General features: G+C 71.6%; 11 protein-coding genes. 9 read left to right on the forward strand and 2 right to left on the reverse strand.

What is annotated here, in order from left to right:
• The first annotated feature begins 15 nt into the window (after positions 1-15).
• From Q9R13_RS17995 to bar, 9 genes are all read left to right on the forward strand, one after another.
• On the forward strand, positions 16-891 hold the full coding sequence (locus Q9R13_RS17995; RefSeq protein WP_310962544.1) for an FAD binding domain-containing protein: 876 nt from the start codon (positions 16-18) through the stop codon (positions 889-891).
• Entirely contained in the window at positions 888-1,397 is a 510-nt protein-coding gene (locus tag Q9R13_RS18000) for a (2Fe-2S)-binding protein (RefSeq protein ID WP_310962545.1), read from the forward strand. Before Q9R13_RS17995 ends, Q9R13_RS18000 begins: the two co-directional genes overlap by 4 nt.
• On the forward strand, positions 1,394-3,961 hold the full coding sequence (gene cutA / locus Q9R13_RS18005; protein ID WP_310962546.1) for an aerobic carbon-monoxide dehydrogenase large subunit: 2,568 nt from the start codon (positions 1,394-1,396) through the stop codon (positions 3,959-3,961). Before Q9R13_RS18000 ends, cutA begins: the two co-directional genes overlap by 4 nt.
• Positions 3,958-4,575, forward strand: a complete 618-nt coding sequence (locus tag Q9R13_RS18010; protein ID WP_310962547.1) for an SRPBCC family protein — start codon at positions 3,958-3,960, stop codon at positions 4,573-4,575. Before cutA ends, Q9R13_RS18010 begins: the two co-directional genes overlap by 4 nt.
• Positions 4,576-4,577: 2 nt before the next feature.
• Complete coding sequence (locus tag Q9R13_RS18015; protein ID WP_310962548.1) at positions 4,578-5,963, forward strand: amidase; 1,386 nt, start codon at positions 4,578-4,580, stop codon at positions 5,961-5,963.
• Positions 5,964-6,053: 90 nt separating this feature from the next.
• A complete protein-coding gene (locus Q9R13_RS18020; RefSeq protein WP_310962549.1) occupies positions 6,054-8,159 on the forward strand; it encodes a hydantoinase/oxoprolinase family protein in 2,106 nt (701 codons plus the stop codon).
• Positions 8,156-10,066, forward strand: a complete 1,911-nt coding sequence (locus Q9R13_RS18025; protein ID WP_310962550.1) for a hydantoinase B/oxoprolinase family protein — start codon at positions 8,156-8,158, stop codon at positions 10,064-10,066. The genes Q9R13_RS18020 and Q9R13_RS18025 overlap by 4 nt, the downstream gene beginning before the upstream one ends.
• 118 nt (positions 10,067-10,184) lie before the next feature.
• Positions 10,185-11,120 carry a carbamate kinase gene (locus tag Q9R13_RS18030; RefSeq protein WP_310962551.1) on the forward strand — a complete coding sequence of 312 codons (936 nt, stop codon included), beginning with the start codon at positions 10,185-10,187 and terminating at the stop codon, positions 11,118-11,120.
• Positions 11,121-11,144: 24 nt separating this feature from the next.
• Positions 11,145-12,248, forward strand: coding sequence for a barbiturase (gene bar / locus Q9R13_RS18035; RefSeq protein ID WP_310962552.1), 1,104 nt, complete (start codon positions 11,145-11,147; stop codon positions 12,246-12,248).
• A 128-nt stretch (positions 12,249-12,376) separates the two neighbouring features.
• Here the strand turns inward: bar and Q9R13_RS18040 are convergent, their stop codons facing one another.
• Positions 12,377-12,544, reverse strand: coding sequence for a hypothetical protein (locus Q9R13_RS18040; protein WP_310962553.1), 168 nt, complete (start codon positions 12,542-12,544; stop codon positions 12,377-12,379).
• A 36-nt stretch (positions 12,545-12,580) separates the two neighbouring features.
• On the reverse strand, positions 12,581-13,747 hold the full coding sequence (locus tag Q9R13_RS18045; protein WP_310962554.1) for a CaiB/BaiF CoA transferase family protein: 1,167 nt from the start codon (positions 13,745-13,747) through the stop codon (positions 12,581-12,583).
• Positions 13,748-13,813: the final 66 nt, after the last annotated feature.

Genomic DNA, 13,813 nt, shown 5'->3' on the forward strand with positions numbered 1-13,813 from the left:
ACGTAGAAAGGCATCGTGAAACCAGCACCCTTCCGCTACTGCAGGCCTGCCGACCTGGGCGCGGCGCTGCAGGCGTTGGCGGACGACCCGGAGGCCAAGGTGCTGGCGGGCGGCCAGAGCCTGGTGCCGCTGCTCTCCATGCGGCTCGCCGCACCGTCGATGCTGGTGGACATCAATGGGCTGCCCGACCTCGACCAGGTGCGGGTGGGCACGGACGGCGTGCGGGTCGGGGCCCTGTCTCGGCACAGCCAGGTGCTGGCCTGCGTGCAGGCGGCCCAGGTGCAGCCGCTGCTGTGCCTGGCCGTGGCCAAGGTCGCGCATCCGACGATCCGCAACCGCGGCACCACGGTGGGCTCGCTGGTCCACGCCGACCCCGCGGCCGAGCTCCCCGCCGTGCTCCTGGTCCTCGGCGGCACGCTGACGGTCGCCTCCACGTCGGGGCGGCGGACGATCGCGGCAGGCGACCTGTTCGCCGGACCGATGGAGTCGACCCTGGCGCACGACGAGATCGCGGTCGAGGCGTTCTTCCCCGCACTGCCCGCCGGAGGCGGGGTCGCCTTCGATGAGGTCGCCCGACGCAACGGTGACTACGCGTTGTGCGGGATTGCGGTCACGATGCGGCTCGACGGTGACCGGGTGGTCGACGCCCGGGCCGGGTACCTCTCGGTCGCGGAGGTGCCCACCGCCGTGGACCTGACCGTCGCGCTCGGCGGCACGGTCGACTCGGACGCGCTCGGGCGAGCGGGGGAGGCCGCTCTGGCTGTGCTCGACCCACAAGACGACATCCATGCGACGGCCGCCTACCGGGCCCAGCTCGTCCGGGTGCTGACCAGCCGGGCGGTGCGCGCGGCGTACGACGACGCCAGGGCACGAGGGAGGGTGGACCCGTGAGCGAGGAACTGCACGCAGTCCGGCTGCGGGTCAACGGCACGTCGTACGACGTCCGGGTGCCCGCGCGGCGGCTGCTCTCGGACGCGCTGCGTCACGACCTCGGTCTGACCGGCACCCACGTCGGCTGCGAGCACGGGGTCTGTGGGGCCTGCACCGTGCTGCTGGACGGGACGCCGGTGCGCAGCTGCCTGATGTTCGCGGTCTCGGCGATCGATGCCGAGATCACCACCGTTGAGGGACTGACCAACGACGACGGCAGTCTCGGCCCGGTGCAGCAGGCCTTCAAGGAGTGCCACGGGCTGCAGTGCGGGTTCTGCACGCCCGGCTTCCTGACCACGGTCACGGCCGGCCTCGCGGCCAACCCCGACCCGAGCCGGGAGGAGGCCCGCGAGATCGTGGCGGGCAATCTCTGCCGCTGCACCGGCTACCAGAACATCGTGGCCGCCGTGCAGCGCGCGGCCGCCCTTCGACAGGCTCAGGGACCGGCCGAGGGGGTCGCGCCGTGACCACCAAGCTGTTCGGCGCCAAGGTCCAGCGCGTCGAGGACGACCGGCTGCTGCGGGGTGCCGGCCGCTACGTCGACGACCTCGCGGTCGGGCCGCAGGCCGGCACGCTGCACGCGGCGGTGCTGCGCAGCCCGCACGCGCACGCGCGGATCCGCGACATCGACGTCGAGGCGGTGCTCGACCTCGACGGCGTGCATGCGGTCTGGACCTACGACGACCTCGTCGAGATGGCGGCGCAGACCTCCGCACCGCTCGCCGAGCCGCTGCCGCTGCTGATCCCGCACCCTGCGCTCACCCACGGCCGCACCCAGTACGCCCTGGCCCGAGACGAGGTCAACCACGTCGGCGAGGCGATCGCCTTCGTGGTCGCCGACGACCGCTACCTCGCGGAGGATGCACTCTCGCTGATCCGGGTCGACTACGAGTTCCTGCCACCGGTGGTCGGCATCGAGGCGTCGCGTGCCGCTGAGCACCTGGTCCACGACGACGTACCCGGGAACATCGGGGCGCGACTCGAGCAGGGCACCGGCGACGCGGCCGGAGCGATCGCGGCCGCGCCGCACCGGCTCGAGCTCGACCTGACCGTCGAGCGCAGCGCCAGCATGCCGCTCGAGGGGCGCGGTGTGGTCGCCCGCTGGGATCCCGACCAGGGGCGACTCCAGGTGTGGAGCTCCACCCAGACCTCGACCGGCGTGCGGGCCGCGGTGGCGGCCAAGCTCGGGCTCGACCTGGGCAGCGTGGACGTCATCACTCCCGACGTCGGCGGCGGCTTCGGGGTGAAGATCAACCATCCCTGGCCCGAGGAGGTGCTGGTCCCGCTGGCCGCCCGCGTGCTGGGGCGCCCGGTGAAGTTCGTCGAGGACCGGCGCGAGCACTTCGTCTCGGCCGCCCACGAGCGGGCGCAGGTGCACCACGTCGAGGTCGGATTCGACGACGACGGCCGGTTGCTCGGCCTGGACGTCACCTTCTGGCACGACCATGGCGCCTACACGCCGTACGGGCTGATCGTGCCGATCATCACCTCGACCCAGCTGCTCGGTCCCTACAAGCCGCAGAACTACCACGTGGTCTTCGAGTCGCTCTACACCAACACCGTGATGGTGACGCCGTACCGCGGCGCGGGTCGTCCGCAGGGCTGCTTCGTGATGGAGCGGACCATGGACGCGATCGCGACGTACCTGGGCAAGGATCGCGCCGACGTCAGGGCCGCCAACTTCATCCAGCCCGACGAGTTCCCCTACGACCAGGGGCTGATCTTCCAGGACGGCCGCGAGCTGGAGTACGACTCCGGCGACTACCCGGCGTCGTTGGCCAAGATCAAGGCCCTGGTCGGCTGGGACGAGTTCGAGGCCTTCCGCGCCGACATGGCGGCACAAGGTCGACGGGTCGGGATCGGCCTGGCCTGCTACGTCGAGGGAACCGGCGTCGGTCCCTACGAGGGCGCGCACATCCATGTCGAGACCTCCGGCAAGGTCAAGGTCGCCACCGGGCTGACCACGCAGGGGCAGGGGCACCAGACCGCGTTCGCCCAGATCGTCGCCGACGCGCTCGGCGTGCCGTTGGAGGACGTCGAGGTCACCACCGGGGACACCCGTCGGATGCCGTACGCCGTGGGCACCTTCGCCTCCCGCGCTGCGGTGATGAGCGGCTCGGCGGTGCACCTTGCTGCCGGGAAGGTCCGGGAGAAGGCGCTGCGGATCGCCGCGGATGCCCTCGAGGCGTCGGTCGATGACCTCGAGATCGTCGACGGAGTGATCGGCGTCAAGGGCTCGCCGGGCGCCACCATCGACCTGGGCACGATCGCGGTGCTGTCCAACCCGCTGCGCTATGCCTTCGACGAGAAGTCCGCGCTGGCCACCCAGTTCACCGTCGGCGACCCGGGCAAGCCCCCGGTGGCCGAGGACGACGAGCCGGGGCTGGAGGGCCGGGACTTCTACTCGCCCGAGCGGTCGACGTTCGCGTCCGGCATGCACTCCGTCGTGGTCGAGACCGATCCGGACACCGCCGAGATCCGGATCCTGCGGTACGCCGTCGTGCACGACTGCGGCCATCTGATCAACCCGATGATCGTCGAGGGCCAGATCCACGGCGGCGTGGCGCAGGGCGTGGGCGGAGCGCTCTACGAGCGGATGGTCTACGACGACGCCGGGCAGCTGCTCAACGCCTCGTTCATGGACTTCCTGATGCCCTACGTGACCGAGGTGCCCGAGTCGATCGAGATCGACCATCTCGAGACGCCCTCGCCCTTGAACCCGTTGGGCATCAAGGGCGCCGGCGAGGCCGGCGTGATCCCGTCCGCGGCGGTCTTCGCGTCCGCGATCGAGGACGCCGAGCGCGGCGGCGGTGGTGGCCTGACCATCACCTCGATGCCGATCTCACCGTCGGAGCTCTTCGCCCTTCGACAAGCTCAGGGACCGGTCGGCGAGGGGACGGTCGTCGAGGGGCCGATCGGCGAGGGGACGGTCGTCGAGGGGCCGATCGGTGAGGGCGTTGAGGGGCCGATCGCCGAGGGGCCGATCGCCGGGGGACCGATCGTCGAGACAGCAGGGAAGGACAGGCCATGAAGATCGGCGGAGAGGCGACCTTGGTCGCACCGGTGGAGCGGGTCTGGGAGGCGATCTTGGACCCGCGGGTCCTGGTCGCCACCATTCCGGGCTGCGAGCGGCTGGAGCAGACCGGGGAGAACACCTATGACATGACCGTGACGGCCGGGGTCGCCGCGATCCGGGGCACCTACTCGGGGACGTGCGCGCTGAGCGACCTCGCCGAGCGGGAGTCGCTGGTGCTGTCGGTGCAGGGCGCGGGTGCGCCCGGCACGATCGGGGCGAAGGTCGATGTCCGCTTCGAGGACAACCGCGACGGCACCACCACGCTGCTCTACGACGCCGACGCGGTCGTCGGCGGCATGGTCGGTGGCGTCGGCCAGCGGATGCTGACGTCGGTGAGCAGGCGGATGGCGACCGAGTTCTTCAGCAATATCGAGCGGGCGATCAACGGGGTGCCGGCGCACGAGGAGCCGGTCGAGGGCCTAGCCGCGACGGCGCCTGAGGTGTTCACCGCATCACCCAGGGCGGGGGCCGGCCTCGATCAGGACAGCTTCCTCAAGGGAGTCGCGCTCGGCGCCGGCCTGGTGCTGCTCGGGGTCGCCGCCGGCTCGTTGTTCGGCCGGCGGAAGTAGCCGTGCCGGATCTCTCCGTCGACTCGACGGCCCGCGCGATGGTGGCGGCACTGCGGGCTCGTCGGATCTCCGCGCGCGAGCTGCTCGACCTGCACCTGGCGAGGATCGTCGCACGCAACCCGCAGCTCAACGCGCTCGTCTCGCTCGACGAGGACCGTGCCCGGGCCGCGGCGACCGCGGCCGACAAGGCGCTGGTCGCCGGCGGGGAGGTCGGTCCGCTCCACGGTCTGCCGTTCGCCTTCAAGGACACCCACGACGTCGCCGGCTGGCGGACGACGTACGGCTCGCCGATCTTCGCCGACCACGTGCCCGATGCTGACGAGCTCGTCGTGGAGCGGGTACGTCGCGCCGGCGTGGTGGTCGTCGGCCGCAGTAACGTGCCTGAGTTCGCGGCCGGGTCGCACACCTTCAACCGGGTGTTCGGCACCACGCTGAACCCGGTCGACCCGACCCGGTCGGCCGGCGGCTCCAGCGGCGGCGCGGCCTGTGCGCTGGCGGCCGGGATGGTGCCGCTCGCGGACGGCTCCGACATGGGCGGATCGCTGCGCAACCCGGCATCCTTCTGCGGGGTCGTCGGTTTCCGGCCGTCGCTCGGCCGGGTGCCGTCGTGGCCGACCGGCAACCACTGGGAGACCACTGCGGTGAGCGGTCCGCTGGCCCGCAACGTCGGCGACGTCGCGCTGCTGCTGTCGGTGATGGCCGGGCCGGACCCGCGCACCCCGCACGCGCTCGCCGATCCCGGCTCGGCGTTCGCCCCGCCGCTCGTCGGCAGCCTCGCCGGGCTGCGGGTCGCGCTCGCCCCCACCCTGGACGGACAGCTGGTCGTCGACGACCGGGTCGCTGCCGTGGTCGAGGCGAGTGGGGCCGTGTTCGCCGCTGCGGGCGCCCGGGTCACCGGCGCCGCACCCGACCTGGCGCTCGCCGAGGACACGTTCCGCACCTTGCGGGCGTGGCTCTTCCAGGCCAGCTTCGGCGCGCTGCTCGCCGAGCGGCCCGACGACTTCAAGCAGTCGCTCGCCGACAACATCCGGGCCGGGGAGTCGCTCACCGGCGCGGACGTCGCCCGCGCCTACGCACAGCGCACCGCGCTCGCCGACACGATGCGGGTGTTCTTCGCCTCGCATGACCTGCTGGTGCTGCCCACGTCGCAAGTGCCGCCGTTCCCGGCCGACCAGGAGTATCCGGCCGAGATCAACGGGCAGCCGATGGAGACGTACCTGGACTGGATGCGATCGGCGTACTTCATCACGGTCACGGGCTGCCCGGCGATCTCCGTGCCGGCCGGGACCACGCCCGAGGGCCTGCCGGTCGGGATCCAGGTCGTCGCGCCGCACGGCGCCGACCGGTTCCTGCTCGAGGTCGCGGCTGCCTTCGAGTCGGCGCGCTGACCTCCGGAGTCAAGACTTGCCGTGGAGAGCGGGTGGTGTCGGCAACTTGTGCCGTCGTCCGGTCCGACCGCGGCCGGTTGAATCGGGGCCATGGCGGGCCAGCGGCGGATCCGGATCGGCATCGACACCGGCGGCACCTTCACCGACGTGGTCGCGCTCGACGAGGACACCGGCGCGCTGGTCACCACCAAGACGCCGTCGACACCGGCAGACCCGGCGGACGGCTTCATGGCCGGGGTCGAGAAGGTGCTCGCGCTCCTCGCAGTGGATGGCGGCGGCGCCACGGCCGCCGACCTGGTCGCCGTCAGCCACGGCACCACCGTCGCCACCAACCAGCTGCTCGAGGGGAAGGTGGGCCGGCTCGGCTTCATCACCAACACCGGCTACGAGGCGATGCTCGAGATCGCGCGCCAGTCGGTGCCGGACGGCTACGGCAACTCCTACTTCTGGGTGAAGCCGGACCGGATCGTCCCGCGCGACCTGGTCCGCGGCGTCGACGGCCGCCTCGACTTCACCGGCGCAGAGCTTCGACCGTTCGACGAGGACGGAGCCCGCACCGTCGCGCGCTGGTTCCGGGACCGCGGGATCGACACGCTCGGTGTCTGTTTCCTGCACGCCTACGCGAACCCCGCGCACGAGCTGGCGATGCGGGCCGTGCTGGCCGAGGAGCACCCGGACGCGGTGGTCAGCCTGAGCAGCGAGGTGCTGCGGGAGTATCGCGAGTACGAGCGCGCGATGACCACCCTGGTCGACGCCGCCGTCAAGCCTCGGCTGTCGCGGTACGTCGCCGGCATCCGCGAGCGGCTCGACCACCTCACCGGCGAGGCCGGTCCGGTGCCCTTCCACGTGATGAAGTCCAACGGCGGGGTGCTCTCCGCGGAGGAGGTCGTGCACCAGCCGATCACCACGGTGCTCTCCGGCCCCGCTGCCGGGGCCCTGGGCGCCGCCCTGATCGCCCGGGTGGCCGGGTTCGACCGGGTGCTCACCAGCGACGGCGGTGGCACCTCGACCGACGTGTCCGTGGTGATCGACGGCCAGCCCACGCTCACCACCGAGGGCAGCGTGGGCGCCTACCCCAGCAAGATCCCGATGATCGACGTGGTCACGGTCGGGGCCGGCGGTGGCTCGATCGCATGGCTCTCGCCCGAGGGCAGCCTCAAGGTCGGCCCGCAGTCGGCCGGTGCCGAGCCGGGACCGATCTGTTACCGGCACGGGGGCACCGAGGTCACCGTCACCGACGCCCACGTCGTGCTGGGCCGGATCCCACCCCATCTCCTCGGCGGTGAGATCCCGCTGGACGTGCCCGCCGCCCGCCAGGGCGTGGAGGCTCTGGCGGAGCGGCTCGGGCTCTCCGCGGAGGCCTGTGCCACCGGCGTGCTGGAGATCTCTGCCTGGAACCAGGCGAACGCATTGCGACAGGTGACGGTCAAGCGTGGCCTCGACGTACGCGACTTCACGCTGACTACATTCGGCGGCTCGGGTTCGCTGCTGCTCTGCCGGCTGATGGACGTCCTCGGGGTGCCGCGGGTGCTGGTGCCGCCGAACCCGGGCAACGTCTCCGCGTTCGGGCTGCTGACGGTGGATGTCCGCAGCGACTACGTGCAGACCCACGTGCGGCTGGCGAGCGTGCTCGATCCGGTCGAGGTCGCCGAGATCCTCGGCGCGCTCACCGAGCGAGCCGCCGCAGCGCTGGTCGCGGAGGGGTTCGCCGCCGACCAGCACGAGTTCGCGAGGACGGCCGACCTGCGCTACTTCGGTCAGGCCTTCGAGGTGCGGGTGCCGATCCCCGACGGGCCGGTGGACGACGGGTTGCTGGGCGAGGTCGGCAAGCGATTCCATGCCGAGCACCGGGCACTCTACGGCTACGACTTCGCCGGCGACCCGAGCCAGCAGGTGGAGTGGGTCAACCTGCGCGTGTCGGGGATCGGCCCGATCCAGCGCCCGGAGATCCGCGCTGCTCCTCGCCAGGTGGCCGCGGGGGCCGTGCCGAGCACCGGCTCGCGGCCGGTCTGCTTCGACGCCGCTGCCGGGTACGTCGACACGCCTGTGCACTGGCGAGCCGCCCTCGGTCCCGGCACGGTCGTGTCCGGGCCTGCGGTGATCGAGGAGTTCGGCTCGACGGTGCCCATCCATCCCGGATTCACCGCCCGGGTCGACGACTGGCTGAACCTGGTCGTGACGAGGAGCGAGCAATGAGCGAGCGCGCACCCACCCAGTTCCCCTTCGGGACGCTGACCGACGACGCCGGCGCGAGCGCCGACCCGGTGCTCGTCGAGATCGTCCAGGGGTCGCTCGCCAGTGTCGAGCTCGAGGTCGAGACCGCCATCGCCCGCACCAGTCGGAGCCCGATGATCCGCGACGCCCACGACTTCCGCGCCGGGATCCACGACCGGTTGCTGCGCAAGCTCACCGGGCGTTCCTACTCCGCGCTGGTGCACCCGGTCGCACGAGACTTCCCGATCGACCAGATGCGCCCCGGCGATGTGTTCTTCCATAACGACGTCTACCGGTCCGAGGGCGGGATCGGACACCTGCCCGACCTGTGCGTGACCGTCCCCGTCTTCTCGGACGCCACGGTGGTGGCCTTCGTGCAGGCCTTCGGACACCACGATGACATCGGCGGCGCCGTACCCGGCTCGATGCCGTCGGCCGCCACCAGCGTCTTCGAGGAGGGCCTGATGGTCCCGCCGATCAAGCTGTGGGACGCCGGCGTGCCGAACCGCAGCGCGCTCGCGATCATGACCCGCAACAGCCGGATGCCGGAGTCGCTGGCCGCGGACCTCGACGCCGAGTGCTCGGCCTGTCTGATGGGTGCCGGGCGGCTGGGTGAGCTCTTCGACCGGTACGGCGTCGCGGCGGTGGAGTCCTGCTTCGACGCGATCATCGATCGCACCACACAGACCTACCGGCGCGAGATCCTCGGGCGGATCCCGGTGGGCAGCTGGGTGTGGGAGGACTACGCCGAGCATGACGGCGTCGACGAGCCGATGCTGCACACGCAGCGGATCACCCTGACCCGGACCGCCGCCGACGACCCCGAGGGCGAGCGGCTGGTGATCGACTTCGACGGCACCGGGCCGCAGGCCAAGGGACCGATCAACCACTGTGGCGACTACTCCGACGGCGTCTTCTTGAAGAAGTGGCTGGCCCCGATCCTGCGCAACCTGGCCGAGACCCCGGAGCGGATGGCCGAGCTCGACGTCAACGAGGGCGTGGTACCCCTGATCGAGATGCGCTTCCCGCCTCCGGGCACGTTGCTCACTCCGGTCTTCCCGGCCCCCACCAACGCGCGCACGTTCGTGATCCTGCGGCTGCTGGGCGTGCTCTCCGGCGTGCTCGCCAAGGCGGTCGACGGTCGGATGCCAGCGGACCAGGAGACCATCCGCTACACCGGGGTGTACGGCGAGGACCTCGACGGCCGGCCCTACCTGATGCGCGAGGTGCTCGGCGGCGGCTCGGGCGGACGGCACTACGCCGACGGCGAGGACACCATCCATGTCGTTCCCGACTCGCGCAACCTGCCCACCGAGTTCACCGAGGCACGGTTCCCGTTCGTCGTGGAGAGCCTGTCGCTTGCCCTCGACTCCGGCGGCCCGGGGCAGTTCCGCGGCGGGCTGGGCTACGAGAAGCAGATCCGGATGTTGAAGGACGCCCACTTCATGTCGATCGCGGATCGGTCGATCTTGTCCTGCTGGGGGGTCCGAGGTGGCCGCGCGGGTCGGCCGTTCCAGGTGACGGTCGACCCGGGTGGCCCCGCGGAGCGCGAGGTCGACGCGCTGGCCGACGCCGAGCCGGTCCGGGCGGGCGAGGTGATCCGGATCCGCACGACCGGCGGGGGAGGGTGGGGCGATGCGCTCGCGCGCGATCCCGCCCTCGTCGTTCGCGACGTGGTGTGGCGCAAGGTCTCTGCTGAGTCGGCGCTCACGGACTACGGCGTGGTGCTGACCGGGTCGGTGGCGGACGACACTCTGGCGTACGACGAGGCCGCTACCGCCACCGAGCGATCCCGTCGGCCTGGTCCCGCGGACGCGTTCTTCGACCGTGGGCCCGGATATGCACGGCTCTCGGGCGGGGCCTCGGCGGCCGCGGTGGACTTCGTCTGAGCTCTCCGCGGGCCGTCTGCCCGGTGAACGGCGGTTGGCAGAAATTGCCGTGGTCGGTCACCGGGGTTGGTGGCTGTTGCTCATGCCTGCGCGGGGCTGGGCACCTAGATTCGAGGGCATGCGCATCGTCATCGCTCTGGGTGGGAACGCGATGACCTCGAAGGACGGCCGGGCGCGGGTCGAGGACCAGCAGGTTGCGATCGCCGAGGCCTGCGAGCACGTCGCGGACCTGGTCGCGGCCGGCCACGACGTACTCCTCACCCACGGCAACGGACCGCAGGTCGGCAACCTGCTGCTGAAGAACGAGCTTGCCGCCGCCGAGGTGCCGCCGGTCCCACTCGACTGGTGCGATGCATCGACGCAGGCGACGATCGGGGTGACCGTGATGGACGCGCTCGACGCCGCACTCGCCGTGCGCGGCGTCGACAAGCGCACGGCGACGCTGGTCTCGCGCACGTTGGTCGACGTCGACGACCCAGGCTTCGACAACCCGACCAAGCCGATCGGACGGCACCTGTCCCGCGAGGACGCTCAGGTCCTCATCGACCACGGGCAGCGCTTCGTCGAGGTCGAGGGCAAGGGGTGGCGCCGCGTGGTCGCCTCACCCGAGCCACGGGAGTGCCTGGACGCACCGGCCGCCGACCGGCTGCTGGGCGACGGCTTCGTGGTGGTCTGCTCCGGCGGCGGCGGGATCCCGACGGTACGCCGGGCCGACGGCACCCTGGCCGGCGTCGAGGCGGTCATCGACAAGGACCTCACCGCAGCCCTGATCGCAGCACACGTCACCGCCGACGTGCTGGTGATCGCCACCGACGTGGAGGCCGCGGTCACCGGCTACGGCACCGACCACGCCCGGCCGATCGGCGAGGTCACCGCAGCCGAGATGCGCAGGATCGCCGCCGAACAGCACTTTCCGGCCGGGTCGATGGGGCCGAAGGTCGAGGCGGTCACCCGGTTCGCCGAGCGGGCCCACCGGCCCGGGGTGATCACGTCCCTGGCCCATATCGCCGACGCGGTCGAGGGCCGCGCCGGCACCCGCGTCGTACCCGACTAGTCAACACCTGCCGAAAGGAACGTCATGCCCTCTGCCATCGAAGTTCGCAAGATCCCGTTGCACTCCGTCTCGGACGCGAGCGAGCTTGCGAAGCTGATCGACGACCGGGTGATGGCCGCTGACCGGGTGATCGCGATCATCGGCAAGACCGAGGGCAACGGTGGGGTGAACGACTACACCCGGATCATCGCCGACCGGGCCTTCCGGGAGGTGCTCGTCGAGAAGGGCGCCGACCCCGAGAAGGTCAAGGAGGTCCCGATCGTCTGGTCCGGCGGGACGGACGGCGTGATCAGCCCGCACGCGACGATCTTCGCCACCGTCCCCGAGGGCGACGTCGAGCCCACCGACGAGCCGCGGCTGACCGTCGGGTTCGCAATGAGCGAGCAACTGCTGCCCGAGGACATCGGCCGGACGGCGATGATCACCAAGGTGGCCGACGCGGTGAAGGTCGCGATGGAGCGGGCCGGCATCACCGACCCCGCGGAGGTGCATTATGTGCAGACCAAGACCCCGCTGCTCACCATCGACACCATCCGGGACGCGAAGAGCCGAGGGCACGACGTCTTCACCGAGGACACGCTGACCTCGATGGACGTCTCCAACGGCGGTACGGCGCTCGGCATCGCGGTGGCGCTGGGCGAGATCGACATGCCGAAGGACGAGGACGTGCTGCGCGACCGGTCGCTGTACTCCTCGGTGGCCTCCTGCTCCTCGGGCGTGGAGCTCGATCGGGCGCAGGTGGTCGTGGTCGGCAACGCCCCCGGCGTCGGCGGCCGCTACCGGATCGGCCACTCGGTGATGAAGGACGCGCTCGACGCCGACGGCATCTGGGAGGCGATCCGCTCCGCCGGCCTCGACCTCCCCGAGCGGCCGCGGACCGAGGACCTCGACGGCCGGCTGGTCAACGTGTTCCTCAAGTGCGAGGCCTCCCAGGACGGCCAGGTCCGCGGTCGCCGCAACGCGATGCTGGACGACTCCGACGTGCATTGGCACCGCCAGATCAAGGCCTGTGTCGGCGGCGTCACCGCCGCGGTCACCGGCGATCCGGCGGTGTTCGTGTCGGTGTCGGCCGCGCACCAGGGCCCGGACGGCGGCGGTCCGGTCGCCGCGATCGTCGACCTCGGCTGACGTCCGGCGGACGCGGTCGAGGACCGACGAGGAACGAGCGCCTGGACCGCCTGGACGGGACAAGGTGCGGGCCTACCCGGTTCGCTCCTGGATCCGAGCGGGACCGCCCTCAATAGTGCGGGGCCCGCTCAGGTCCGCGACCGTCCCGCTGCGGCCCGCACCACTGCCCGGACCCACGATCCGAACCACCTGTCCTGCCGGGCTCGGGCGGGTCGCCGCGGCGGACGGTGCTCGCGGTGCAGCGAGATGCTCTCCACCTCGATGGGCACGCAGCCGCGCTGCGGTGGGACGACCATGCCTCGAATGTAGCCCCGCGCAGCACGTCGACCGGGTCAGTCGCCAGCCAGCCAGGCCCGGACCGACTCGTTGTGCTGGCCCAGGGTTGGCGGCGGCAGGTTGTCGACGCGGCCGCCGGCGTATGCGTTGTCATCGAGCCGCAGCACCGGCCCCGGGAGCGACAGCGCGCCCAGCGTCGCGTGCTCGACCTCGATCAGCAGGCCCTGTGAGCGGGTCTGCTCCCAGGCGTAGACGTCGTCGATCGTGCGCACCTTGCCGGCGGGGACGCCGGCCTCGTCGAGCAGCGCGAGCCAATGCTCGGCGGGAGCGGTGGCGAAGACGGCCTCGATCCCCACGACCAGGTCGTCGCGGTGCCGCACCCGATCGGCGTTGCTGGCGAACCGCGGGTCGGTGGTGTCGAGTCCGAGCGCGCCGGCCAGCGCGCGCCACAGCGCCTCCGAGCCGCAGGCGAGCTGGACCGGAGCGGTGGCGGTGTGGAACAGCCCGTAGGGCGCGATCGCCGCGTGGTGTGCGCCCGACATCGTCGGCACCTCTCCGGCGACGGTCCAGCGGGTGCCCTGGAAGGCGTGCACCCCGACGACGCCGGCCAGCAGGGAGGTGCGGATGACCCGGCCCCGTCCGGTGCGCTCCCGCTCGTAGAGGGCGGCCACCACGCCGAAGGCCCCGTTCATCCCGGTGAGCAGGTCGGCGATCGGGACCCCCACCTTGGTGGGCTGGTCAGGATCGGAGCCGGTCACGCTCATCAGCCCGCCCTCGCCCTGGGCGATCTGGTCGTAGCCCGCCCGCTGCGCCTCCGGTCCGTCATGACCGAACCCGGACACCGACAGGATCACCAGCCGGGGATTGAGCTCGTGCAACCGGGCCACGTCGAAGCCGAGCCGGTCCAGGACGCCGACCCGGAAGTTCTCCATCAGCACGTCGGCGCGGCGGACCAGCTCCTCGAGCAGCGCCTTGTCGTCGGGGTCCTTCAGATCGAGGGTGATCGACTCCTTGTTGCGGTTGCAGGACATGAAGTACGTCGACTCGCGCGCATCGCCCTCCCCGAGGAAGGGCGGTCCCCAACCGCGGGTGTCGTCGCCACCGTACGGCGTCTCGACCTTGATCACCCGCGCGCCCATGTCGCCGAGCATCATTCCTGCCTGGGGGCCGGCCAGGGCCCGGGTGAGGTCGACGACGGTGATGCCGTCCAGCGGAGCGCTCATGACCACCGACGGTAGCGGCCGGTGCAGGACTGTCCTATGGCAGCAGTTGCCAGCCCGCTCAGGTGC

It is taken from the genome of Nocardioides marmorisolisilvae, from assembly GCF_031656915.1.
Taxonomy (GTDB): Bacteria; Actinomycetota; Actinomycetes; order Propionibacteriales; family Nocardioidaceae; genus Marmoricola; species Marmoricola terrisoli.